Annotated in this window: 23 protein-coding genes; 6 read left to right on the top strand and 17 right to left on the bottom strand. The window is 69.4% G+C overall.

What is annotated here, in order from left to right:
• Nucleotides 1–39 precede the first annotated feature (39 nt).
• The 15 genes from EJP67_RS14465 to EJP67_RS14535 form a co-directional block, all read right to left on the bottom strand.
• On the bottom strand, nucleotides 40–810 hold the full coding sequence (locus EJP67_RS14465) for a GntR family transcriptional regulator (protein WP_126022406.1): 771 nt from the start codon (nucleotides 808–810) through the stop codon (nucleotides 40–42).
• Entirely contained in the window at nucleotides 807–1,478 is a 672-nt protein-coding gene (locus EJP67_RS14470) for a cysteine hydrolase family protein (RefSeq protein WP_126022407.1), read from the bottom strand. Before EJP67_RS14470 ends, EJP67_RS14465 begins: the two co-directional genes overlap by 4 nt.
• 36 nt (nucleotides 1,479–1,514) lie before the next feature.
• Complete coding sequence (locus EJP67_RS14475; RefSeq protein WP_126022408.1) at nucleotides 1,515–3,110, bottom strand: ABC transporter ATP-binding protein; 1,596 nt, start codon at nucleotides 3,108–3,110, stop codon at nucleotides 1,515–1,517.
• 5 nt (nucleotides 3,111–3,115) lie between these two features.
• Nucleotides 3,116–3,817 carry a biuret amidohydrolase gene (gene biuH / locus EJP67_RS14480; RefSeq protein ID WP_126022409.1) on the bottom strand — a complete coding sequence of 234 codons (702 nt, stop codon included), beginning with the start codon at nucleotides 3,815–3,817 and terminating at the stop codon, nucleotides 3,116–3,118.
• Between the two features lie 5 nt (nucleotides 3,818–3,822).
• On the bottom strand, nucleotides 3,823–4,746 hold the full coding sequence (locus EJP67_RS14485) for an ABC transporter permease (RefSeq protein WP_126022410.1): 924 nt from the start codon (nucleotides 4,744–4,746) through the stop codon (nucleotides 3,823–3,825).
• Nucleotides 4,743–5,810, bottom strand: a complete 1,068-nt coding sequence (locus EJP67_RS14490) for an ABC transporter permease (protein WP_420824269.1) — start codon at nucleotides 5,808–5,810, stop codon at nucleotides 4,743–4,745. Before EJP67_RS14490 ends, EJP67_RS14485 begins: the two co-directional genes overlap by 4 nt.
• Nucleotides 5,811–5,829: 19 nt before the next feature.
• Complete coding sequence (locus tag EJP67_RS14495) at nucleotides 5,830–6,954, bottom strand: BMP family ABC transporter substrate-binding protein (protein ID WP_126022411.1); 1,125 nt, start codon at nucleotides 6,952–6,954, stop codon at nucleotides 5,830–5,832.
• Nucleotides 6,955–7,015: 61 nt separating this feature from the next.
• Nucleotides 7,016–7,399 (bottom strand): oxalurate catabolism protein HpxZ, encoded by a 384-nt coding sequence (gene hpxZ / locus EJP67_RS14500; protein WP_126022412.1) that lies wholly within the window; start codon nucleotides 7,397–7,399, stop codon nucleotides 7,016–7,018.
• Nucleotides 7,396–8,871 (bottom strand): AtzE family amidohydrolase, encoded by a 1,476-nt coding sequence (locus EJP67_RS14505; protein WP_126022413.1) that lies wholly within the window; start codon nucleotides 8,869–8,871, stop codon nucleotides 7,396–7,398. The genes hpxZ and EJP67_RS14505 overlap by 4 nt, the downstream gene beginning before the upstream one ends.
• Nucleotides 8,868–9,074: an AtzG-like protein gene (locus tag EJP67_RS14510; RefSeq protein ID WP_126022414.1), complete on the bottom strand. Its 207-nt coding sequence runs from the start codon at nucleotides 9,072–9,074 to the stop codon at nucleotides 8,868–8,870. The genes EJP67_RS14505 and EJP67_RS14510 overlap by 4 nt, the downstream gene beginning before the upstream one ends.
• Before the next feature lie 22 nt (nucleotides 9,075–9,096).
• Nucleotides 9,097–9,930 carry an ABC transporter ATP-binding protein gene (locus EJP67_RS14515; protein ID WP_126022415.1) on the bottom strand — a complete coding sequence of 278 codons (834 nt, stop codon included), beginning with the start codon at nucleotides 9,928–9,930 and terminating at the stop codon, nucleotides 9,097–9,099.
• On the bottom strand, nucleotides 9,927–10,754 hold the full coding sequence (locus EJP67_RS14520) for an ABC transporter permease (protein ID WP_126022416.1): 828 nt from the start codon (nucleotides 10,752–10,754) through the stop codon (nucleotides 9,927–9,929). The genes EJP67_RS14515 and EJP67_RS14520 overlap by 4 nt, the downstream gene beginning before the upstream one ends.
• A 5-nt stretch (nucleotides 10,755–10,759) precedes the next feature.
• Nucleotides 10,760–11,767: an ABC transporter substrate-binding protein gene (locus tag EJP67_RS14525; protein WP_126022417.1), complete on the bottom strand. Its 1,008-nt coding sequence runs from the start codon at nucleotides 11,765–11,767 to the stop codon at nucleotides 10,760–10,762.
• Between the two features lie 14 nt (nucleotides 11,768–11,781).
• Complete coding sequence (gene atzF / locus EJP67_RS14530) at nucleotides 11,782–13,512, bottom strand: allophanate hydrolase (RefSeq protein ID WP_126022418.1); 1,731 nt, start codon at nucleotides 13,510–13,512, stop codon at nucleotides 11,782–11,784.
• Nucleotides 13,513–13,771: 259 nt separating this feature from the next.
• The gene (locus tag EJP67_RS14535) at nucleotides 13,772–14,635 is read right to left on the bottom strand and encodes a M48 family metallopeptidase (protein WP_126022419.1); all 864 of its coding nucleotides are present in this window, start codon (nucleotides 14,633–14,635) and stop codon (nucleotides 13,772–13,774) included.
• Between the two features lie 59 nt (nucleotides 14,636–14,694).
• Between EJP67_RS14535 and EJP67_RS14540 the strand changes: the two genes are divergently transcribed.
• The 6 genes from EJP67_RS14540 to EJP67_RS14570 all read left to right on the top strand — a co-directional run bounded on the left by EJP67_RS14540 (nucleotide 14,695) and on the right by EJP67_RS14570 (nucleotide 21,711).
• A complete protein-coding gene (locus tag EJP67_RS14540) occupies nucleotides 14,695–16,080 on the top strand; it encodes an AmpG family muropeptide MFS transporter (protein ID WP_126022420.1) in 1,386 nt (461 codons plus the stop codon).
• A 162-nt stretch (nucleotides 16,081–16,242) separates the two neighbouring features.
• A complete protein-coding gene (locus tag EJP67_RS14545; RefSeq protein WP_206169498.1) occupies nucleotides 16,243–17,445 on the top strand; it encodes a beta-ketoacyl-[acyl-carrier-protein] synthase family protein in 1,203 nt (400 codons plus the stop codon).
• Nucleotides 17,442–18,308, top strand: coding sequence for a beta-ketoacyl synthase chain length factor (locus tag EJP67_RS14550; RefSeq protein ID WP_240650657.1), 867 nt, complete (start codon nucleotides 17,442–17,444; stop codon nucleotides 18,306–18,308). Before EJP67_RS14545 ends, EJP67_RS14550 begins: the two co-directional genes overlap by 4 nt.
• 117 nt (nucleotides 18,309–18,425) lie before the next feature.
• Nucleotides 18,426–19,148, top strand: coding sequence for a response regulator (locus EJP67_RS14560; protein WP_126022422.1), 723 nt, complete (start codon nucleotides 18,426–18,428; stop codon nucleotides 19,146–19,148).
• A gap of 11 nt (nucleotides 19,149–19,159) precedes the next feature.
• Complete coding sequence (locus tag EJP67_RS14565) at nucleotides 19,160–20,359, top strand: ATP-binding protein (RefSeq protein WP_126022423.1); 1,200 nt, start codon at nucleotides 19,160–19,162, stop codon at nucleotides 20,357–20,359.
• Between the two features lie 80 nt (nucleotides 20,360–20,439).
• Nucleotides 20,440–21,711 carry an O-antigen ligase family protein gene (locus EJP67_RS14570; protein ID WP_240650658.1) on the top strand — a complete coding sequence of 424 codons (1,272 nt, stop codon included), beginning with the start codon at nucleotides 20,440–20,442 and terminating at the stop codon, nucleotides 21,709–21,711.
• Nucleotides 21,712–21,752: 41 nt separating this feature from the next.
• Here EJP67_RS14570 and EJP67_RS14575 read toward each other — a convergent pair whose 3' ends face one another.
• Together EJP67_RS14575 and EJP67_RS14580 are read right to left on the bottom strand one after the other, a co-directional pair.
• On the bottom strand, nucleotides 21,753–21,962 hold the full coding sequence (locus tag EJP67_RS14575; protein WP_013538728.1) for a zinc-finger domain-containing protein: 210 nt from the start codon (nucleotides 21,960–21,962) through the stop codon (nucleotides 21,753–21,755).
• 29 nt (nucleotides 21,963–21,991) lie between these two features.
• A complete protein-coding gene (locus EJP67_RS14580; protein WP_019658018.1) occupies nucleotides 21,992–22,945 on the bottom strand; it encodes a branched-chain amino acid transaminase in 954 nt (317 codons plus the stop codon).
• Between the last annotated feature and the right edge of the window lie 55 nt (nucleotides 22,946–23,000).

Raw genomic sequence — 23,000 nt, forward strand, 5'->3', positions numbered from 1 at the left:
TCTTTCTCCCTCCCCCTCTGGGGGAAGGAGTTAATACCCCTAGCGTGGCGCGCGTCCCGCATGCCGCGCCAGATGCACCTGGTGCAGCGTGATCTTGCGCACCTCCGCCTGGCTGGTCTCGATGTGCGCGCGCAGCAGCATCGCGGCCTGGTCGCCGCGGTTCGCGCGCACCGCCTTCAATATCTTGGCGTGCTCGTCGTAGGTGGCGTCGATGCGCGGCTGCTTGGTGAAGTCGAGGCGACGGATGATGCGGATGCGATCGGTCACGTCGCCGTGCACGCGCGCCATCTCGGCATTGCCGGCGGCGGCCACCAGCGAGCAGTGGAAGGCTTCATCCCACTGCGCGACCTGCGCCATGTCGGTGCTGCGCTGCGCCGCGGGCACCAGCCAGATATCGGCCAGCGTCTCCAGCAGGCGGCGGTCGATATGGCGGTCGGTCTCGCACAGGCGGTGCACGGCGGTGGTCTCCAGCACCATGCGCAAGTCGTAGAGCTGCTCGAACTGGTCGAAGTCGAAGGGCAGCACGCGCCAGCCGCTGCGGAACAGCACCTCGACGAAGCCCTCCTGCTGCAGCCTGAAGAGCGCCTGCCGCACCGGCGTGCGCGAAACGCCGAGCCGGTCGCTGATCTCGCTCTCGGTGAAGCGGTCGCCCGGCACGAGGATGAAATCGGCCACGTCGCGCTTGAGCTGCGCGTAGACCTCGTCGGCCCGTGTGCGGAAGACCGCCGCGTCGGGAGCGGCAACGGGAGTTTCTGGGCTGGATCGGGCTGTGGACACGGCTGGAATGTTAGTCGCAGGCGCCGGCTTCATCGAAGGCTCTTCAGCGCGGAAAGCAACGCCGTGCCCGGCGCCGTCCAGCCGACGATGCCGCCCTGCGCGCGCACCATGTCGAGCGTGGCCGCCTTGAACGCGGGAAAGTAGCTCTCGGTGCAGTCCTCCAGGAGCAGGCAGTCGTAGCCCCGGTCGTTGGCTTCGCGCATGCTGGTCTGCACGCAGACCTCGGTGGTGACGCCGCCGAACAGCAGATGCGTGATGCCGCGCGCCTGCAGCAGCTCGTGCAGGCCGGTGGCGTAGAACGCGCCCTTGCCCGGCTTGTCGATCACGATCTCGCCGTCGACGGGTGCGAGCGCCTCGACGATCTGGTTGCCCGGCTCCCCCGCCACGAGGATGCGGCCCATCGGCCCTTCGTCGCCGATGCGCAGCGTGGGGTTGCCGCGATTGCGCTTGGCCGGCGGGCAATCGGAAAGATCGGCCTTGTGCGCCTCGCGCGTGTGCACGACAAGCCCGCCGGCCTGCCGCCATGCGTGCAGCACAGCCTTCGTCGCGGGAACGATGGCTTCGAGCAGGGACACGTCGTTGCCAAGCGTTTCACCGAAGCCACCGGGCTCGATGAAGTCGCGCTGCATGTCGATCAGCACGAGCGCCGTGCGTGAAACGTCGAACGCATAGGGAAAGGGGTTGGCTTCGTCGATGTGCATGCTGGTTCTCAAGAATGTTCCGGATCGGGCCAGCGGCTAGGCCGCACCTTCGTGATGCCCACCGCCCATGTGCGCCCCGATCACATGCCGCTGCGCTCCAGCAGCCGATGTCTCGAACACGATCCGCCCCTCGCTCATCACGACGATGCGGTCCGCCAGCTCGAGCAGCTCGTCGAGGTCCTCGCTGATGAGAAGAACGGCCCCGCCCTTCTCCCGCACCTGCACGATGCGCGAATGGATCTCCGCGACCGCGGCAAAGTCCAGCCCGAACACCGGATTCGCCGCGATCAGCACATTGATGTCGCCCGCCAGCTCGCGCGCCAGCACCGCACGCTGCACATTGCCACCCGAGAGGCTGCGGATCGGCGCGCCCTCGCCCCGGGTCTTCACGCCGTATTCGGCGATCCACTCGCGCGCCCTGCTGCGCCAGTACGGAAAGCTCAGCACGCCGGCTCGCGACAGCGGCGGCAGGTCGAAGTCGCGCAGCGCCATGTTCTCCGCGACGCTCAGGTCGCCGACGCATGCGTTGCGCAGCGGCTCCTCCGGCAGGCTGCGCACCTTCAGCTCGCGGTTCTCGGCGCGGCGTGCCGCGTAAGGTTGACCCATCACCGTGACCTTGCCTGCAAGGCGCGGGCGCTGCCCCACCAGCGCTTCGACCAGCTCGCGCTGCCCGTTGCCCGAGACGCCGGCCACGCCGAGGATCTCCCCCGCACGCACCGACAGGCTCAGCTCGTGCAGCGCCAGCGTGCCGCGATCGCCCTGCGCCTTCAGTCCTTGGACCTCCAGCGCGACCGGCGCGCCGGCGGGCACGGGCGTTCTTGCAACGCAAGCCTGCGTCGCAGGCGAGGCAGCCACCTGTTCGCCCCCCATCATGGCCTGCGCCAGCTGCGCCGGGCTGGTCTCGGCCACGCGGCAATGGTGCACCGCCTTGCCGCGCCTGAGCACCGTCACGCTGTCGGCGTACGACATCACCTCGCGGAACTTGTGCGTGATGATCAGCACCGTGCACAGCCCGCTGCGCGCGAACTCGCGCACGTGGCCCAGCACCTCGTCGGCCTCCTGCGGCGTGAGCACCGAGGTCGGCTCGTCGAGGATCAGCAGGCGCGGCTTCAGGTAGAGCTGCTTGAGCAGTTCGAGCTTCTGCTTCTCGCCCGCCGCAAGTTCGGCAGGCCGCGCGTCGAGGTCGAGGCTGAACGGCGTGGTCGCCAGGAAGGCCTCCAGCTCCGCGCGCTTGCTCTTCCAGTCGATGACGGCGGGCGTCTTTCCACCGGCCAGCAGCAGGTTCTCGGCCACCGTCATGCCCGGCGCCAGCGTGAAGTGCTGGTAGACCATGCCGATGCCCAGGGCGCGCGCCACGATGGGGTTGGCGATGTCCTGCTCGCGCCCGTCGATGAGGATGCTGCCCTCCTCCGCGCGCTGGAAACCCGCCACGCACTTCACCAGCGTGCTCTTGCCCGCGCCGTTCTCGCCGAGCAGCGCATGCACCGTGCCGGGCTCGACGCGCATCGTCACGCGGTCCATCGCGGTGAAGTCGCCGAAGCGCTTGGTGAGCTCGTAGGTGTCGAGCCCCAGCGCGCCGCTGCCCGCCGGCAGGCCGCCGATGGCGTGAGAGGAAGAAGACGCGGCGCCCATGGCGGTCAGCCGAGCGCCGCCAGCAGCGCCTGCGAGGTGGCATGCGCGCCGAACACGCCGCCCTGCATGGTGATCATCTTCAGCGCGGCGAGGTGGTTGCCGTAGTCGGTGGCCGCCGTGCAGTCCGACAGCAGCAGGCATTCGAAGCCGCGGTCGTTGGCGTCGCGCATGGTGGTGTGCACGCACACGTCGGTGGTGATGCCCGCGAGGATGATGTTCTCGATGCCGCGCGTGCGCAGGATCAGCTCGAGGTCGGTCGCATAGAACGAGCCCTTGCCGGGCTTGTCGATGATCACTTCGCCCGGCAGCGGCGCCAGCTCGGGAATGATTTCCCAGCCGGGCTCGCCGCGCACCAGGATGCGCCCGCACGGCCCGTCGTCGCCGATGCCCACGCCGTTGGCGCCGATCTGCCGCGAGCGCCAGCGCTTGTTGGCCGGCAGGTCGCCGAGGTCGGGCCGGTGGCCTTCGCGCGTGTGGATGATGTGATAGCCCAGCGGCCGCAGCGCCGCCAGCGTGCGCGCGATCGGCTGGATGGGCGCCTGCACCAGGGAGAGGTCGTAGCCCATCACGTCCACGTAGCCGCCCTTGCCGCAGAAGTCGGTCTGCATGTCGATGACGATGAGCGCCGTGTTGTCGGGGCGCATGTTCGCGTTGTAGGGCCAGGCGTAGGGCTCGGCGGCGACGGTCTTTGTTGTCGTTGTCGTCATGGCGTTCAGTTCCTTGTCGATGAGAGTTCGCCGGGGCTGCCTGCGGCGGCGCTTCCCGGCCTGCAGGTGAACACCAGGATCACCAGCGTGAGCACATAAGGCACCGTGTTGAAGAGGTGGTAGCCCCAGCCGATGCCGATGGACTGCAGCGCCGGGCCGATGGCGCCAGCGCCGCCGAAGAGCAGCGCCGCGCCCACGCAGCGCAGCGGGCTCCAGCGCGCGAAGATCACCAGCGCCACCGCGATCAGGCCCTGGCCGCTGGAGATGCCTTCGTTCCAGCTGCCCGGATAGAAGAGCGTGAGCGACGCGCCGCCCAGCCCGGCGATGAAGCCGCCCGCCGTGGTGGCCGCGATGCGCAGGCCCGAGACCGAATAGCCGAGCGCGCGCGTGGCCTGCGCTGAGTCGCCCGCCATGCGCACCAGCAGCCCGACACGCGTGCGCGCAAAGCCCCACCACAACAGCACCGCGAGCGCCACGCCGACGGGCACCAGCGCATTGAGCTGCAGGGCCGAGCGCACGACGGGGTTGTCGCTCCAGAAGCCCAGCGGGATCGCCGGGATCTGCGGCGCCTGCGGCTGGATCAGCGGCTTGCCCAGGTAGAACGCGAGCCCCGTGCCCAGCAGCATCAGCGCGATGCCGGTCGCCACGTCGTTCACGCGGTCGAGCGAGCACAGCAACCCGTGCAGCAGCGCGAGCGCGGCGCCGGCCGCCGCCCCGATCAGCACGCCCAGCCAGGCCGAGTCGGTGAGGTAGGCACCGCCGAAGGCCGCCATGGCCGACAGCACCAGCACGCCTTCGAGGCCGAGGTTGATGCGGCCCGACTTCTCGGTGAGGCACTCGCCCAGGCTCACGAAGAGAAAAGGCGCGCCGACGCGCAATGCGCCGCCGACGATGCCGGCGACCAGCGCGATCCACTGGTCGGCCGTCATGTGTAGCTCCTTGCTTCCGGAAGCATGCGGTCGCCGAACTTCTTCCAGTCGACCGTGCGCAGGCCTTCGCTCGCGAGGATCAGCACGAAGGCGATGCCCTGCAGCACCAGCACCGACGCATCGGGCAGGCCCAGCCGGCGTTGCAGCAGGCTGCCCGCCGCGCCGAAGCCGCCGAACAGGATGGCCACCGGCACGATGGCCACCGGGTTGTGCCGCGCGATGAACGACACCAGGATGCCCGCGTAGCCGTAGCCCGCGATCAGCGATGCGTTCGCGTTGGTGTGCACCGCCGCCACCTCGATGGCGCCTGCGAGCCCCGCGCATGCGCCACCGAGCCCGCAGGCCGACAGAATGAGCCGCGTGGCTGGCAAGCCGACGAGCTGCGCGGTGCGCGGATTGCCGCCCACCACCCGCACCGAGAAACCCGAGGCCGTGGCGCGCAGCCACCAGCCGAGCCCGAGGCAGGCCACCACGCCCACCACCAGGCCCCAGTGCACGTCGGAACCGCCGATGCCGCCGATCAGCAACCCGTCACCCAGCGCGTAGGTCGAGGGCTTGTTGAGACTGGCCGGGTCGCGCAGCGGCCCTTCGACCAGGTGCTTGAAGATGCCGATGGCGATGTAGGCCAGCAGCAGGCTGCTGATGGTCTCGTTGATGCCTCGATACTGGCGCAGCCAGCCCGCGAGCACGATCCACAACGCGCCCGCGAGCGCACCGGCAATGCACACGGCCACGGTGCCGACGACGTTGCCCGGCAGCGGCACCGCATGCGCCAGCGCCGCGCAGGCCAGCCCGCCCAGCACCAGCGCCCCCTCGCCGCCGATCACGATGAGACCCGCGCGCGCGGGCAGCGCCACGCACAGCGCGGTGAGCATCAGCGGCGCCGCACGCTGCAGCGTGTTCTGCCACGAGAACCAGTCGCCGAACGCGCCCTTGAACAGCGTGGCCCACACCTCCACCGCGTCGATACCGGCGAAGGCCACCACCAGCCCGAACAGCAGCAGCGCCGCCGCGATGGCGAACACCGGCAGGGCCAGTTCCTTGAAGAGCGCGGGGCGCAGCATGACGGTACCGGGGTGTCGGTCAGACGCTTCCGACGACGCCTTCGACGAGGTAGTTCATCTTCTCGAGCTCCAGGTCGGTCTGCTTCAGGACCTTGCCCGCCGGCACCACCACGGCGCCCTTGTTGTCCTTGATGCCGTCCTTGAAGATGTCGAAGCTGCCCGCGATCATCTTCGCCTTGATCTCGTCGGCGTGCTTCTTCGCGGCGTCCGGCACCATGGGGCCGTAGGCCGACATCTTCACGTAGCCCTCCTTCAGGCCGCCGCGCAGGAAGTTGGGATGCGGCTTGCCAGCCTGCGCGGCCTCGATGGCGGTCTTGTAGGCGGTGAGCCAGTTCCATTCGGCGCCGGTGAGGTACGCATTGGGCGCGAGCTTGGCCTGGCTGGCGTGGTAGCCGCAGACCATCTTGCCGCGCTTGGCGGCCGTCTCGACCACCACCTTGGGGCCGTCCACGTGCATCGTGAACACGTCGCAGCCCTGGTCGGCGAGGCTGTTGGTGGCTTCGGCTTCCTTCACCGCCATCGACCAGTCGCCCGTGAAGATCACGCTGCAGGTGATGTTCGGCTTGACCGAGCGCGCGCCGAGCGTGAAGGCGTTGATGTTGCGCAGCACCTGCGGAATGGGCTTGGCGGCGACGAAGGCGATCTTGTTGCTCTTCGTCATGTGCGCGGCGATCACGCCGTTGAGGTACTGGCACTCGTCGATGTAGCCGAAGAAGCTGCCGACGTTCTTGGGGTGCTTGCCCTCGGTCCAGAGGCCGCCGCAGTGCGAGAAGCGCACGTCGGGGTTCTTGGGCGCGACCGCGAGGATGTGCGGATCGAAGTAGCCGAACGAGGTGGGAAAGAGCAGGCCCGCACCGTCCTGCGAGATCATGCCGGTCATGGTCTTCTGCACGGCCGCCGTCTCGGGCACGTTCTCTTCCTCCACCACCTTCACGCCGGGCAGCTTCTTGATCTCGGCGGCGGCCATGGCGTGCGCCCGGTTGTAGCCGTAGTCGTCGCGCGCGCCGACGTAGATCACGCCGACGGTGAGCGGCTTGGGCTTGGCCTGGGCGGCGGCAAGCGCGCTCCAGCTTCCGAGGCCGCCCGCCGCGCCGAGCGCGGCCAGGGTCTTGAGGGAATCGCGGCGATTGAATTGGCTGGTCATGACGTACTCCGTTGCTGGAAAACAGGTTGAAGGACTGAAGGAAAAAGAAGTGCCTGGGCGCTCAGCCGAGCAGGCTGACGTGCGCCGAGACCACGCGCCAGCCCTCGGGCGTGCGCATCCAGGTCTGGCTCTGGCGGCCGCTTCGCTCTGCGCCTTCGCGGCGGAACTCGCAGTTCGCGGTGGCGAAGTCGCGCCCGTAGGTGGTGATGACGGTCACGAGCAGTTCGCGCGCAAGGCCCTGTGAAGGGCGCGATGCGCGAAAGGCCCGGATCTCGTCGTAGCCGTAGAGGTTTTCGGTGGCGCCATAGCGCAGCGTGGTCGGGCTGTTCCAGAACAGCTCGTCGAGCACCTCGACCTTGTTGTTCACCAGCGCGTCCTCGTAGCGGGCGAAGGCGGCCTGCACTTCGGACAGCACGTCGGGCAGGTCGATGTCGCTTGCGTTCATGCGGGTGTTTCCTCCGAACTGAGTGCGGCGACCGGCGCATGCGCCACGCCCGCGGCTTCGAGTGCCGCGGCCACGCGCAGCACGAGGTCTTCGCGCCACGGCGCGGCGATCACCTGCACGCCGACCGGCAGGTCGGGCTGGTTCGGCTGGTTGGCGTGCGTGCCCCAAACCGGCACGGCGCACACCGGCAGGCCGATGCACGAGAAGGGCTGGGTCAGCAGGCCCATGTTGGGCCGTACCGGCAGCACCTGGCCGTTGACCTCGAAGCTTTCCGCGCCGATGGGCGTGGCCGCGCTGGGCGTGGCCGGGGCCAGCAGGATGTCGTAGCGCGCTAACAGGCGCGCCACCGCCTCGGCATACACACGGCGCACGCGCTGCGCGCGCGCCACCCAGGCGGCCGGCAGCAGCGCTCCGGCCAGGAAGCGGTCGCGCGACAGCGGCTCGAAGTCTTGCGCGCGGCGGCGCAGGTCATCCAGGTGCAGCGCGGCGCCTTCGGCGTTGGTGATGAGGAAGGCGGCGGCCCGCCCGGCCTCGACCAGCGGCAGTTCCACGCTGGCCCGCGAGACGCCCGAGCCCAGCGCATCGGCGACCAGATCGACGGCGGCCAGCGCCTGGGCGCCGGCACGCTGGTGGAAATAACCGCCGAGCACGCCGATGCGCAGGCCGCGCGCGCCCTGCGCCAGCACGCCTGATACAGGTTCGACGGCCCGCTGCGCGCAGCCGGGGTCATGCGGGTGGCCAGCGTCTTCTGGGCCCTGCAGCGCGTCGTAGACCAGCGCCAGGTCGCGCGCCGAACGGGCGAAGGGGCCGAGGTGGTCCAGGCTGGACACGAACGGGAAGCTCCCGGTGCGCGGCAGCCGCCCGAACGTGGGCTTGAGGCCGAACACGCCGCACAGCGACGCGGGCACGCGGATCGATCCGTTGGTGTCGGAGCCCAGCGCGAGCGGCACCTGCCCGGCCGCCACCGCGGCACCCGATCCACCCGACGAGCCGCCCGCGATGCGCCGGAGGTCGTGCGGGTTGCGCGTGGGGCCTTCATGGCTGTTCTCGGTGGTGAAGCCGTAGGCGTACTCGTCCATGTTGAGCGCGCCCACCAGCACGGCGCCCGCACGCTCCAGCCTTCGCACCAGCGCGGCGTCGGCGCGCGCGGGCGCGGTCTGGCGCTCGATCTTCGAGCCCGCGAGCGTGGGCAGGCCGGCGATGTCGAACAGGTTCTTCACCGCGAACGGCACGCCGAGCAGCGGCAGTTCGCGGGTGCGCGCGCCGTTCGCCGAAGCCAGCGAGGCATCGACCTGCGCCGCGCGGCGCAACGCACGCTCCCCCAGCACGGCAGTGAATGCGTTGACCCGGCCGTCGGTGGCTTCCACGCGCTCGAGGCTGGCCCGCACCAGCGCCGCGGCGCTCGTGGCGCCCGCGCGCACCGCTTCGGCCATGGCGGTCGCGTCGCGCAGGAGCAGGTCCGCGGCGCTCATGCGTCCTTCTCCTCGGGCGCCACCGGCGCGAAATGCACCGCCGGCTCGGCCGACATGGCCAGCGGTACCGACTCCACCAGCGCGGCGAACTCGGCCGCGAGCGCGAAGTAACGCAGCACGCCGGGGCGGTGCGCGGGCGACAGGGGCAACGCGAGCGCCGCCGCGGCGGCGTCGACGTAGCTCTCGATCTGCGTGGGTGTCATGGACGGTTCCTCGGGTCGATGCCTAGCGGCGGACTTCGCGCTGGAAGATGTCGAGACTGAGCTTCTTCATGGCGACGAAACTCCCGGTGCTCAGCGTTTCCACCGTGCGGGGGCGCGCATCGCCGTAGTGCAGGATCTCCGCGACCTTGGTGGGCCGCTTGGTCAGGAGCAGCACCTCGTCGGCGAGGTACACCGCCTCCTCGAGGTCGTGCGACACCAGCAGCATCGTGGTACCGGTCTGCATGAACACCTCCTGCAGCTTCTCGCGGATGAAGAGCGTCATCTCGAAGTCGAGCGCGGAGAAGGGCTCGTCGAGAAACAGCACCTCCGGGTTGGGCGCGAGCGCGCGCATGATCGACGCCGTCTGCTGCTGGCCGCCCGAGAGTTCGTACGGGTAGCGCGCGAGGTCGAACTTCACGTCGAAGGAGGCCACCAGCTCTTCCATGCGCCGGTCGACCTCGGCCTTGCTGCGCCCTTCGAGCTTCAGCGGATAGGCGATGTTGTCGATGGTCCGCATCCACGGGAACATCGCCTCGCGATAGTTCTGGAACACGTAGCCGATCTTGGTGTCCGAGCGCCGCTTGCCGTCGAACAGGATCTCGCCCGAGTCGATGGGAATGAGCCCCGCGATCATGTTGATCAGCGTGGACTTGCCGCAGCCGTTGGGACCGAACACCGAGACGATCGCGTGCTTCGGGATGTCGAGGTCGAAGTTCTCGTACAGCGGCCAGCCCGCGAAGTACTTGGTGAGCCCTCGGATGGTGATGTGCGTGCCTGCCGGGCCGGGTTTGAACACGGGCCTGGGCACGTCGGCGTACACCGGGCCGTTGACGACGATGTCCTGCGTGACTTTCATCTTCCGCTCCAGTGCACGATGCGGCGTTCGGCGACCAGGAAGAGGATGTTCAGCGCGTAGCCCAGCGCACCCGCCGAAAGAATCGCCGCGTACATGCTCTTCACGTTGAGCACCTGCTGCGCGTCGATGATCCGGTGGCCGAGCCCCGTGTCGGAGCCGATGAACATCTCGGCCACGATGACGATCACCAGCGCCATCGACACCGCCGAGCGCAGGCCCACGAAGCTGGGCTGCAGGCTTTCCCACACCAGCACGTCCTTGAAGATCTGCCAGCGCGATGCGCCCATGACGCGCGCCGCCATCACGCGCTGCTTGCGCGCGTTCATCACGCCGTAGGCGCTGTTGAACACCACGATGAGCAGCGCGCCGAAGGCCGCGATGGCCACCTTGTTGACGTCGCTCACGCCGAAGATCAGCAGGAACAGCGGGATCAGCGCCGACGAAGGCGTGGAGCGGAAGAAGTCGATCAGGAACTCCACGCTGCGGTAGGCGCGCTCGTTGCTGCCCAGCAGCACCCCCAGTGGCATGCCGACCACCGCCGCGATGGCGAAGGCCTGCACGGTGCGCCACACGGTCATGGCGAAGTCGGTGAGCAGCGGGCCGCCGGCCAGGCCTGTGATGAGCGCCGCGACGGTGTCGGCCGGCGTGGGCAGCAGGATCGGCTTGATGAAGCCGAGCCGCACCACCAGGTCCCACACGATGAACAGCACCACCGGTCCGATGAAGGGCAGCAGGCGGTCGCGCAGCGGCGGCTTCGGCGCGGCGGTGGCCGCGCTGGCCGGCGGGGTCCACGGCGCGGCCGTGGTCGAGCTTGCTTCGGCCATGGTCTTCAGGCCTTGTAGAGCAGCGTGTCCACCGCGACCTTCTTCTCGAAGATGCCTTTCTCGGTGAACAGGTCGTAGAACTTCTGGAAGTACGCGACGTCGCTGGGCTTGAACTCGTTGTAGAGCATGTACGACGCGAGCGGCACCTCGGCGGTGAGCTTGCCTTCGATGGCGGTGTAGCCCTTCATGAACTGGCGTGCCTCGTCGGGCTTGCTGCGCACCAGCTCCACGCCGCGTGCGTAGGCGGCTATGTACTTCTTCGCGACCTCGGGGTTCTTCCTGATGAAGTCGCTGGTGAGGCTGGCCGCGCCGCCGTGCCACGGCGCCATCGGGTCGCCGAGGATGTACTTCGCGACCACGCCGGCCTCGACGACGCGCGTGGTGCCGTTCATGCGGCCCACGGTGCCGGTGGGCTCCAGCGTGTAGCAGGCGTCGACCTGGCCCGCGACCAGCGCAGCCACGTGCTGGCCGATGGGCAGCTCGCTCACGGTCGCGCCCTTGGCGCCCGCGCGCTCCAGCATGGTCTTGCACAGCGTGACGTTCTGGATGCCGGGGCCCGATGCGACCTTCTTGCCGGCCAACTCGGCCACGGACTTGACGGGGCTGTCCTTGGCGACGATGAATTCGTCGAGCACGTACTTCGCGTTGCTCGGGTTGGTACAGAAGATCTTGAACAGCCCTGGCTGCGCGATCTCGCCGATCGCGAGATTGGCGGAGCCCGTGCCGTTGGCGCTGCCGTCGCAGCGGCCCGCGAGCATGCCTTCCATCACCTGCTGCGCGCCGGCGAACTTCAGCGGCTCCACGTCCAGGCCGGCCTCCTTGAAGTAGCCCTTGTCGACCGCCGCGAAGAACGGCAGGCCGGCAGCCACCGGCCAGAAGCCGATGCGCAGCTTCGCAGCCGCGCCCTGCGCGCGCACGATGGCGGGCGCGGCCAGCACTGCCATGCCCGCGGCGCCGGCTTGCAGCAGCTGGCGTCGCCGGCGTGCGGCGGGAGAGTGTTGTTGGATGCTCATCGGAACTCCTCTGATCAGTTGGAACTCGGGGTGGCGCGGCTCGCGACGTAGGCGCGCCAGCCGCCGTGATGGCTCACGTCCTGCGCGCCGTCCAGCGCGTGGCCTTCGCAGATGAAGCCCTTCACCCAGCTGCCGTCGGCCAGCTCCACGCTGCCGAGGCCCAGCGGCGGCGGGATCAGCGCGAGGAAGCTGCCGACCTGCGCGAGCGGCACGGCCCACACTTCCAGCGCGATGGTTGCGCCCTCCTCGCCTTCGGCCACGCGACGCAGTCCGGGCTTGGGCGGCACGGTGCCCGGCAGCGCGTGCAGCCTGTAGGCGGGCGAGGTGGTGGTGGCGCGCACCAGGGTGGCGCCGCGCTCGGTCAGTTGGCTGTTGAGCGGCATGCCCGAGAGATGCGCACCGACGACGGCGATCGGCAAGGTGCCGGCACCCGCCGCCGCGAGCCCCGGAATCGCACGCGGCGGCGGCAGAGGCTCGCCGGTCGCGCCCTGCGCAAGGCCGGTGGCGTGATGGAAGCGCTGGCCCAGCTCGGCGAGTGCGAGATCGCTGCCGCAGGGGCCGATCAGCGTGATGCCGAAAGGCAGGCCATCCGCGCGCAGGCTGCTGGGCACCGAGAGCGCGGCGTAGTCGAGCAGGTTGACGAAGTTGGTGTAGGCGCCGAGGTTGCGGTTGAGCGCGACCGGATCGGCGCGCATCTGCTCGCGCGTGTAGTGCGTGGGCGCGGTGGGCACGAGCAGCAGGTCGATGTCGCGCCACATCGGCTCGACTTTCTGCGCGATGGCGCGCAGCCTGGTCTGGGCGTCGAACACGTCGGCTGCGCTGTAGCCCTGTCCGCTCGCGAGGATGCCGCGCACGGGCTCGACGACGTCGTCGGCATGCGCGTCGAAGAACTCGCGCACCGCGGCGTAGCGCTCGGCGACGAGCGCGCTTTCGTAGAGCATGGCGGCCGCTTCCGCGAGCGGCGCGTAGGCGATGGTGACGGGCGTGCCGCCCATGGCGAGCAGCCGCGCGACCGCGTCGCCGAAGGCCTGCTCGGCGGCGGCATCGCCGAAGAAGCTCAGCCGGTCGGGCACGCCGAAGCGGAAGCGCGCGGGCAGCGGCTCGCGGCGCAAGTCGATCTCGCGGGAGTACGGATCGCGCGCGTCGTGGCCGGCGGCTGCGAGCAGCACGTCGACCGCGGTGGCGACGGTGCGCGCGAAGATGGAGACGCAGTCGGCGCTCTGCGCGGCGGGCACCACGCCGAAGGCGCTCAGCAGGCCGCGCGAAGGCTTCAGGCCGACGATGTTGTTGAGCCCGGCCGGCACGCGGCCGGAGCCGGCGGTGTCGGTGCCCAGGGCGAAGTCGGCCTCGCCCGTGGCCACCACACAGGCCGAGCCCGAACTGGAGCCGCCCGATACATAGCGCGCGTCGAAAGCGTTGGGCACCTCGCCATAAGGAGAGCGGGTGCCGTTCAGGCCGCAGGCGAACTGGTCGAGATTGGTCTTGCCGGCCAGCAATGCACCGGCTTCGAGCAGGCGCTGCACCACGGTCGCGTGCACCTCGGGCAGGCGCTCGAAGGCCGGGCAGGCGGCGGTGGTGGGCACGCCGGCCACGTCGATGTTGTCCTTGACAGCGAAGCGCAGGCCCGCGAGCGGCAGGGCGAAATCCAGCGCCACGGCGGCGTGCGTGTGTGCCACAGGCGAGGCGAACCTGGCGATCCAGGCCGCTTCTGGCGTTCCGCTTTTCGGGTTTTCTTCGTGCACCATCTTCAGGCATCCAAACATGTGTACAAGTTGAGATGCAAGCGGCATGCCAGCGCAAGCGCACCGTGGCGCAGATCGGAATCGTGCGGGGATTGGCCCGCTCCCCTCGGGTTTTTGGCTCCCTCCCCCGGGCTTGGCTCCCTCTCCCCTCGGGGAGAGGGTTGGGGTGAGGGCAGGTGCGGAAGATGAAGCGCGACTCTTATCTAGAGGCCGTAGCCCTCACCCCCGCCCTCTCCCCACGGGGCAGAGGGAGTCATGCAAGTCAGCTCTTCCTTGCGTCGCGGTAAAGCTTCTCGACCTTCGGCAGGTTCGCTTCGAGCTTCGAGATGCGGTCTGGACCGCTCGGGTGCGTCGAGAGGAAGCTCAGGCCGCCCTGATTCCTGGACGCCGTGGCCATCTTCTGCCACAGCGAGACCGACGCCTTCGGGTCATAGCCCGCCCGCGCCGCCAGTTCGAGCCCCACGAGATCGGCCTCTGTCTCGTCGCTGCGGCTGAACTTGAGGGTGATGAGCTGCGTGCCGGCGCGCGCGGCCAGGTCGCCTACCTGCCCCCAGCCGAGCAGCTGCGCACCGATGGAGAGCGCGGCGCCCGTGCCCGCGCTCTTGGCCAGGCGGGCGCGTGCATGCTCGCGCAGGGCGTGGGCCATCTCGTGGCCCATCACCATCGCGACCTCGTCGTCGGTGAGCTTCAGCTGGTCGAGGATGCCGGTGAAGAAGGCGATCTTGCCGCCGGGCATGCAGAAGGCGTTGATCTGCTTGCTGCCGATCAGGTTGACCTCCCACTTCCAGTCTCGGGCGCGCGAATTCCACGGCATCGCGAACGGAATGAGCCGCCTGGCGATGGCCCGCAGGCGCTGCAGCTGCGGATTGCTCTCGCCCGCGAGCGCCCCCTTGGCGCGTGCCTGCTCGAGCAGCTGGCCGTACTGCTGCACGCCGGCCGTCTCGATCTGCTCGACCGGCACGATGTTCCGGGCCACCGAGGCCTTGCCCACGTCGACCTGCGCCAGGGCCGGCTTCGCGAGAACCGCGCCGGCCGCCGCCAGCAGGAAGGCTCGCCGCGGATGCCACGCGGAAGCTGCGGAGGGGGCGGGAACGTCGGTGAAGGGGCGATCGCATCGTGTGCACATAGGAGCGGGATGATAGGAACAAATGAAGACAAGAAGCCCGGGAACCCGGGCCGTCGCTCATGGACAATCCAGGGCACATGTCCGCCTCGCCCGCAGAAACCCCCACGCCCACCTCACCGCCCTGGCGCGACGCGCTGAAGGTCTACCTGGAGCCCGCCACCCTGCGCATGCTGGCGCTGGGCTTCTCGGCCGGGCTGCCGCTGCTGCTGGTGCTGGGCACGCTGAGCTTCCGGCTGCGCGAAGCGGGCATCGACCGCACCACCATCGGCTACCTGAGCTGGGTCGGGCTGGCCTACGGCTTCAAGTGGGTCTGGGCGCCGCTGGTCGACCGGCTGCCGCTGCCGCCGCTCACCACCTTGCTGGGACGCCGCCGCGGCTGGCTGCTGCTGGCGCAGTGCATGGTCATCGCCGGGCTGGCGGGCATGGCGGTCAACGATCCGCGCCACGGGCTCACACCGCTGGTGTGGTGCGCGCTGCTGGTGGCCTTCGGCTCGGCCACGCAGGACATCGCGCTCGACGCCTTCCGCATCGAATCGGCCGAGGCACGCAAGCAGGCCGCGCTGGCCGCCGCCTACCAGACAGGCTACCGGCTCGCGATGATCTGGGCCGGCGCCGGCGTGCTGTGGGTCGCGGCCTGGGCCGAGGTGGCGCCCGCTGCAGCGGCCACGGGCGCGGCGGCCTATCAGAACGGCGCCTGGAAGACGGCCTACCTGGTCATGGCGGCATCGATGGCCATCGGCGTGGTCACGGTGCTGCTTTCGCCCGAGCCGGTGCCGGGCGCCATGCCCAAGGCCCGGACCGCCGCCGAATGGCTGCGCAACGTGCTGATCGAGCCCTTCGCCGATTTCATACGCCGCTACAAATGGCAGGCGGTGCTGATCCTCTCGCTGATCGCCATCTACCGCATCAGCGACGTGGTGATGGGCATCATGGCCAACCCGTTCTACGTGGACATGGGCTTCACCAAGGACCAGGTGGCCTCGGTCAGCAAGATCTACGGCGTGATCATGACGCTGGCGGGCGCCTTCGTCGGCGGCGTGCTGTCGATGCGCCTGGGCGTGATGCGCGTGCTGATGCTCGGCGCCGTGCTCAGCGCCGCCAGCAACCTGCTCTTCGCCTGGCTGGCCACGCGCGGGCACGACCTGACTGCGCTGATCGCGGTGGTCTCGGCCGACAACCTGGCCGGCGGCATCGCCTCGGCGGCGTTCATCGCCTACCTGTCGAGCCTCACCAACATCAGCTACTCGGCCACGCAGTACGCCCTTTTCAGCTCGCTGATGCTGCTGCTGCCGAAGTTCCTGGCCGGCTACTCGGGTGCCTTCGTCGACGCCTACGGCTACAGCAGCTTCTTCGTCGGCACCGCCCTGCTGGGCGCGCCGGTGCTGTTGCTGGTGGCGCTGGCCTCGCGGCTGACGGCGACCACAAGCCCACAGGGCCGTCAATAGGGCCTGGGCCTTATAGGAAACGGCCGACGGTGCGCGGGCCGCGCAACTGGTAGGCTGTGCCGGTATACATTCGTTTCTTTCAATTTTCTTTCCCCGCCGCGCGCCTCGCTTCCTGCCGGCGTCCATCGTCCGCCTGACCGACAGCCCAACACCTACAAGATCGTGCCGTCCCGAATTTCTCCTCTTCAGATAAGTGCCTACACGGCCACCAGCGCCGTCGGTGTCGGCAAGGAAGCGCTGGCCGACGCGCTCGCGCAGTCGCGCAGCGGGCTGCGCGCCAACGATTTCGGCGACGCGCCGCTGCCCACCTGGATCGGCCGCGTCGAAGGCGTCGAGGAGGTCCGGCTCCCCGAATCGCTCGCGCAGTGGGACTGCCGCAACAACCGGCTGGCCTGGATGGGCCTGCAGGCCGACGGCTTCATCGATGCCGTGGCCGCGGCGCGCGAGAAATACGGCGCATCGCGCATCGCGCTGGTGCTGGGCACCTCCACCGCGAGCATCGGCGAGACCGAGCTGGCGTACACGCAGCTCGACGCGCAGGGCATGTTCCCGCCCGGACAGCGCCGCCCCGAGGTGCACACACCGCATTCGCTTGCCATGTTCGCGCAGCAGCTGCTGGGCATCAGCGGACCCAGCGAAACGATTTCCACCGCCTGCTCGTCCAGCGCCAAGGTGTTCGCCTCGGCCGAGCGGCTCATTCGCCTGGGCCTGGCCGACGCGGCCGTGGTCGGCGGGGCCGACACGCTGTGCGGCAGCGTGCTGTTCGGCTTCAACTCGCTCGAACTTGTATCGAGCGAGCCGTGCCGGCCCTTCGACGCCGCGCGCAAGGGCATCAGCCTGGGCGAGGCCGCGGGTTTCGCGCTGGTCGAGCGCGTGCAGACCGGCGCCGATGCCGCGCCGCTGCATTTGCTGGGCTACGGCGAAGCGAGCGACGCGCATCACATGTCGACGCCCCACCCCGAGGGCCTGGGCGCCGAGCGCGCGCTCGACGAGGCGCTGGCGCGCGCCGGCCTCGAACCCGAGGCGATCGACTACATCAACATGCACGGCACCGCGAGCCAGAAGAACGACGAGGTCGAGGGTGCGCTGGTGGCGCGCCGCTTCCCGGCACGCACGCACGCCAGCTCGACCAAGGGCTTCATGGGCCACACGCTGGGTGCGGCGGGCATCGTCGAGGCGGTCATCAGCCTGCTGGCGATCGAGCGCGGCCTGATGCCGGGCACGGTCAACACGCACACGCTGGACGAGGGCTTCGGCCCGCAGATCCGGCTGGAGCCCGCGCACGGCGAAGTGCGCTATGCGCTGAGCAACTCCTTCGGCTTCGGCGGCAACAACTGCTCCCTCGTTTTCGGCAAGGCGGCATGAACGACATGAACCAGGCCGCTTCCAAGCCCCCCACCCTCTACATCGAAGGCCCCGCCTTCTGGACTCCCACGCTGCCTGGCTGGGACGCCGCCCGTGCCGCCTTCCGCGGCGAAGGCGCGCTGGCCGATCCGCCCGCGAAGCGCCCGTCGCCGCAGGTGCTGGCCCCGGCCGAGCGCCGCCGCGCGCCCGACACCGTGGCGCTGGCGCTCGAAGTGGCGGCCGCCGCCCTTGCCGGCTCGGGCCGCAACGCGGCCGACGTGCCCTGCGTGTTCACGTCGGCGCACGGCGACCTGTCGATCAACGACTACATGTGCAGCACGCTCGCGAGCGATCCGAAAGGGCTGTCGCCCACCAAGTTCCACAACTCGGTGCACAACGCGGCCGTGGGCTACTGGACCATCGGCACCGGCTGCATGGCGGCAAGCAACGCGGTCTCGGCCTACGAGCACAGCTTCGCCTCGGGCCTGCTGGAGGCGGCCGTGCAGTCCGCCTGCGACCAGGAGCCCGTGCTGCTGGTGGGCTACGACACCCCCACCCTGGGCGCGCTGACTTCCGTCACCGACAGCCGCGGCCTGCTTGCGGTGGCGCTGGTGATCGCAAGCGAACCCGGCGAGCGCACCGTGGCGGCGCTCGACTGGTCGCTCGTCAGCGAAGACGGCAAGGCTGTGGCAGCCACGCCGCCGCGCTCCGAAGCCGCGAAGTCGCTGGCCGAGATCAACCCCATGGCCCAGTCGCTGGGCCTCTTCGAAGCGCTGGCACATCTGGATGACGGCAATGTCGGCGGCGTGGGCTCGCCGGTCGACCTGCCGCTTTCCGCCACCCTGTCGCTGCGGCTGCAGTTGCGGCCGTTCGCACGGGGCTGAGCCCACGGCCACTGCAACCGGCGCTATGCTTTTCGCAGCATGGCCGGTTGACAGGGGTTGCCGAGGTTTACCCAACTTTACGGAGCGTTCAAGCCCTCTTGCTCCCGGTGGACGACCATGAAGCGCATGAGCACCCCCCAACTCCTGATGATCGAAGACGACGCCCGCCTGGCGCAGATGGTGGGCGAGTACCTGACGCAGTCGGGCTTCGCGTTCAACCATGCCGGCGACGGCGCCGCCGGGCTCGAGCAGCTGCAGCAGCACGCGCCCGACCTGGTGATCCTCGACCTGATGCTGCCCGACACCGATGGCCTCGAAGTCTGCCGCCGCATCCGCGCGCTGCCCGGTCCGCTGTCGAAGGTGTCGGTGCTGATGCTCACCGCAAAGGGCGACCCGATGGACCGCATCATCGGCCTGGAGATCGGCGCCGACGACTACCTGCCCAAGCCCTTCGAGCCGCGCGAGCTGCTCGCGCGCATCCGCGCCGTGCTGCGCCGCCGCGCCGAGAGCGCCACCGAGGCCGAGGCCTCGTCGGTGATGCGCTTCGGCACGCTGGAGATCGACCGCAACGCGCGCACCGTGTCGGTGGGCGGCGCGGTGGCCGACCTCACCTCCTACCAGTTCGACCTGCTGACGGCGATGGCCGAGCGCGCGGGCCGCGTGCTCACGCGCGACCAGATCATGGAAGCCGTGCGCGGCCGCGAGCTGGAGGCATTCGACCGCTCCATCGACGTGCACATGGGCCGCATTCGCGCCGCCATCGAGGTCGACGCGAAGAACCCGAAGCGAATCCTCACGGTGCGCGGCGTCGGGTACGTCTTCGCCAAGCAGCAAGACTAGGCTGACCGCCGATGCTGCGCAGTCTCTATTCGCGCCACCTGTACGTCCGCATCTGGCTCGCGGTGGTGGGCGGGGTCGTCATCCTCACGCTGATGGCCAACTGGATCGTGCGCGAGGCCGCCGAGGCCGAGCGCGAACGGCTGGCGCCGGTGCCGCGCAACGTGGTGGTGCTGGACGCACAGGACAAGCCGATAGGCGCGGGCACCGCGCTGCGCGTGCCGGGCCAGGGCCTGGAGTTCGACGTGACGCTCAGCGACGGCAAGGCCATCACGCTGCGCGTGGCGCCGCGCGAGCGGCCCACCGGCACCGGCGGTTTCGCGCCGTGGCGCACGCCCTTCGGGCTGGGCTGGATGATCGCGCTGGTGGGCGTGGCGGTGGCGCTGGGTGTGTACCCGATCGTGCGGCGCATCACGCAGCGGCTGGAATCGCTGCAGCGCGGCGTGCAGCGGTGGGGCGAGGGCGATCTCTCGGTGCGCGTGACAGAAGAAGGGCAGGACGAAGTGGCTGATCTATCCAAACGATTCAACGCGTCGGCCGAACGCATCGAACAGCTGGTGCGTTCGCACAAGTCGCTGCTGGCCAACGCCTCGCACGAGCTGCGTTCGCCGCTCACCCGCATCCGCATGGGCCTGGAGCTGATGGGCGAGCACCCGAGCCAGTCGGCGCGCGAGGAAATCTCGCGCAACATCGGCGAGCTCGACCAGCTCATTGACGAGATCCTGCTGGCAAGCCGGCTCGACGCCAGCGAGGCCGACATGGGCACCATCGAGCCGGTCGACCTGACCGGCCTGGCGGCCGAGGAATGCTCGCAGGTGAACGCCGAGCTCGACCTGGCCGACGGCACCGACAACGCCACTCTCACCGTGCCGGGCGTGTCGCGCCTGCTGCGCCGCGCCATCCGCAACCTGCTGGAGAACGCGCGCCGCTACGGCGCCGGCGAGATCGCGGTGGAGCTGGGCAGCGCCAACGGCTACGCCACCGTGCGTGTGAACGACCGGGGCCCGGGCGTGCCGCCCGCCCTGCGCGAGCGCATCTTCGAGCCCTTCTACCGCCTGCCCGGCGCCAGCGAGCGCAACGGCGGCGTGGGCCTGGGGCTGGCGCTGGTGAAGTCGATCGCCGAGCGGCACGGCGGCACCGTGCGCTGCGAGGACCGCCCCGGCGGCGGCGCGAGCTTCGTGATCCGCCTGCCGGCCGCCGCACGCAGCCACTGAACGCGCACTGTCCACCACCCCCGCCCGCGCGGGGTCGTGGTCAGGTTGGCCTGGGAGCGCCAACCTAAAATCCCGCCCCTATGCAGAGATCGCACATCGTTCGGCCCGCGGCCATGTTCTGGGGGCTGGTGGTGTTCATGCCGGTCGGCGTCACCTATCTTTCGGCCATCGTGCTGCTGCTCGCCATGCTGGTGGCCGGCGGCCTGGGCGAGCGCTATGCGCGGCTGCGCGCCAACCCGCTGTGGTGGCCGGTGATGGCCTACTTCGCCTGGACCTTCATCGTGCTGGCCATCGGGCAGCACTACCCCGAGACCGGCTCCAACCTCTTCCACGGCATCCGCATCGGCCTCACGATGCTCATGGCGATGGCGCTCACGCGCGAGGAGGCCATCTGGGCGCTGCGCGGCTTCCTTCTGGTGGCGGCGCTCAACATCGTGCTGGTCATCGTCTTCTACGCGGTCGGCGGCTTCAACATCTGGTCTCCGCTGCGTGCGGTGGTGATGGAAGTGGGCAACAAGTCGATCAGCAACGCGCTGCTGTTCAGCGTGGTGGCTTCCACCGCCGCCGTGTGGGGCATCGCGCAGATCGCCGCCCACAAGCCGCTGCGCGCCGTTCCCGCCTTCGTGCTGATGCTCGGGCTGGGCCTGGTGGTGGCGCTGCCGCTGACCTCGCGCACCTCGGTGCTCGCGCTGCTGCTGGTTGTCCCGGTGGTGTGCATCCACCAGTGGCGCAGCCACCTGAAGATGCTGGTGGGCGCACTGGTGCTGGGTGCCGTGGTGATGGGCGCCGGGCTCTACCAGCTGCCGCAGCTGCAGCACAAGGTGGAAGTGGGCGTGCAGGAACTCGAGGAGGCGCAGGCCGGCGCGGTCTTCAAGGGCAGCTGGGCCATCCGCTACTACATGTACCGCGACACCGGCCTCATGATCGCCGACCGCCCGTTCACCGGCTGGGGCATCGGCGGCTGGACCGACCAGTGGCACAAGCGCGGCCCGGCGCTGCTGGCCGACTCGAACATGCCCCACAACGACTTCCTCTGGGTCGGCGCCCAGGGCGGCCTGCCCGCGCTGCTGAGCCTGCTCTTCATCATGGTCGCCGCCGTCTGGCAGGCATGGAAGCGGCCCGACATCGCCGGCCGCTACGCACTGGCCGCGACGCTGATCGCGCTGATCGCCTCGAGCGTGAACTCGGCCATGCGCGACGCGCAGATCGGCCTGGCGCTGCTGTTCATCGCGATGGTCTACCTGCGTCTCGCGCAGGAGAAGAACGACCCGAATCCGTGGCGCGGACTGCTGTCCTCGCGCCTGAAAGGCCTGGAGAGCCTGGAAAAAGACCCCGCCCGCCCGGCTGCCTGAAGAGGCACCTGGCGGCCGGGGCCGGGTGGTTCAGCCGTGGCTCAGTGCCGCGCCGACACCGCCTCGCCGGCCTTCAGCCGGTACACCGTGCCGCAATACGGGCACTTGGCCTCGCCGGTGCGCGCCACGTCGAGGTACACCTTCGGGTGGCTGTTCCAGAGCTTCATGTCGGCCTTGGGGCTGGGGCAGAACACGCCGCCCTGATGATTGAGCTCCTTGGCCAGGAGTTCGACTACTGCATTGGTGGACATGGGGTCGTTCTCTCGTTCTCTTCTTCTGCTCAGACTTTCGTGAGCCAGTGGGCGTACTTGGGATTCTTGCCGTTCACGATGTCGAAGAAGGCCGCCTGGATCTTCTCGGTGATCGGGCCGCGCGCGCCGCCATCGCCGCGGTTGCCGATCTCGATGCGGTCGAGCTCGCGGATCGGCGTGACTTCGGCGGCCGTGCCGGTGAAGAAGGCTTCGTCGGCGACGTAGACCTCGTCGCGCGTGATGCGCTTTTGCACCAGTTCCAGGCCCAGGTCCTTGCACACGTGCAGGATGGTGTTGCGGGTGATGCCGTTGAGCGCGCCGGCCGAGAGGTCGGGCGTGTAGACCACGCCGCCCTTGACCACGAAGATGTTCTCGCCCGCGCCTTCGGACACGAAGCCGCTCGCGTCGAGCAGCAGTGCCTCGTCGTAGCCGTCGTCCAGCGCTTCCATGTTGGCCAGGATCGAGTTGGTGTAGTTGCTCACCGTCTTGGCCTGCGTCATCGTGATGTTGACGTGGTGGCGGGTGTAGCTCGAAGTCTTCACGCGGATGCCGCGCTTCATGCCCTCTTCGCCCAGGTAGGCGCCCCAGGACCAGGCCGCGACCATGGCGTGCACCTTGTTGCCCTTGGGGCTCACGCCCAGCTTCTCGGAGCCGATCCAGATGAGGGGGCGCAGGTAGCAGCTCTCGAGCTTGTTCTCGCGCACCACCTGCTTCTGGGCCTCGTTGAGCTGCTCCTGGGTGAAGGGGATCTTCATGCGCAGGATCTTGGCGCTGTTGAACAGGCGCTCGGTGTGCTCCGCCAGGCGGAAGATCGCGGTGCTGCCGTCGGCCGTCTTGTAGGCGCGCACGCCCTCGAAGGCGCCGCAGCCGTAGTGCAGCGTGTGGCTCAGCACGTGGATCTTGGCGTCGCGCCAGTCCACGAGTTCGCCGTCCATCCAGATCTTGCCGTCACGGTCGTCCAGCGAGGGGGGGATCGAGCTCATTTCCTGATTCCTTTGGGATCGGTGTGGGGGTGCGACAGGAAGGGAAGTCGCAAAA

It is taken from the genome of Variovorax guangxiensis (assembly GCF_003952165.1).
Taxonomy (GTDB): Bacteria; Pseudomonadota; Gammaproteobacteria; order Burkholderiales; family Burkholderiaceae_C; genus Variovorax; species Variovorax guangxiensis.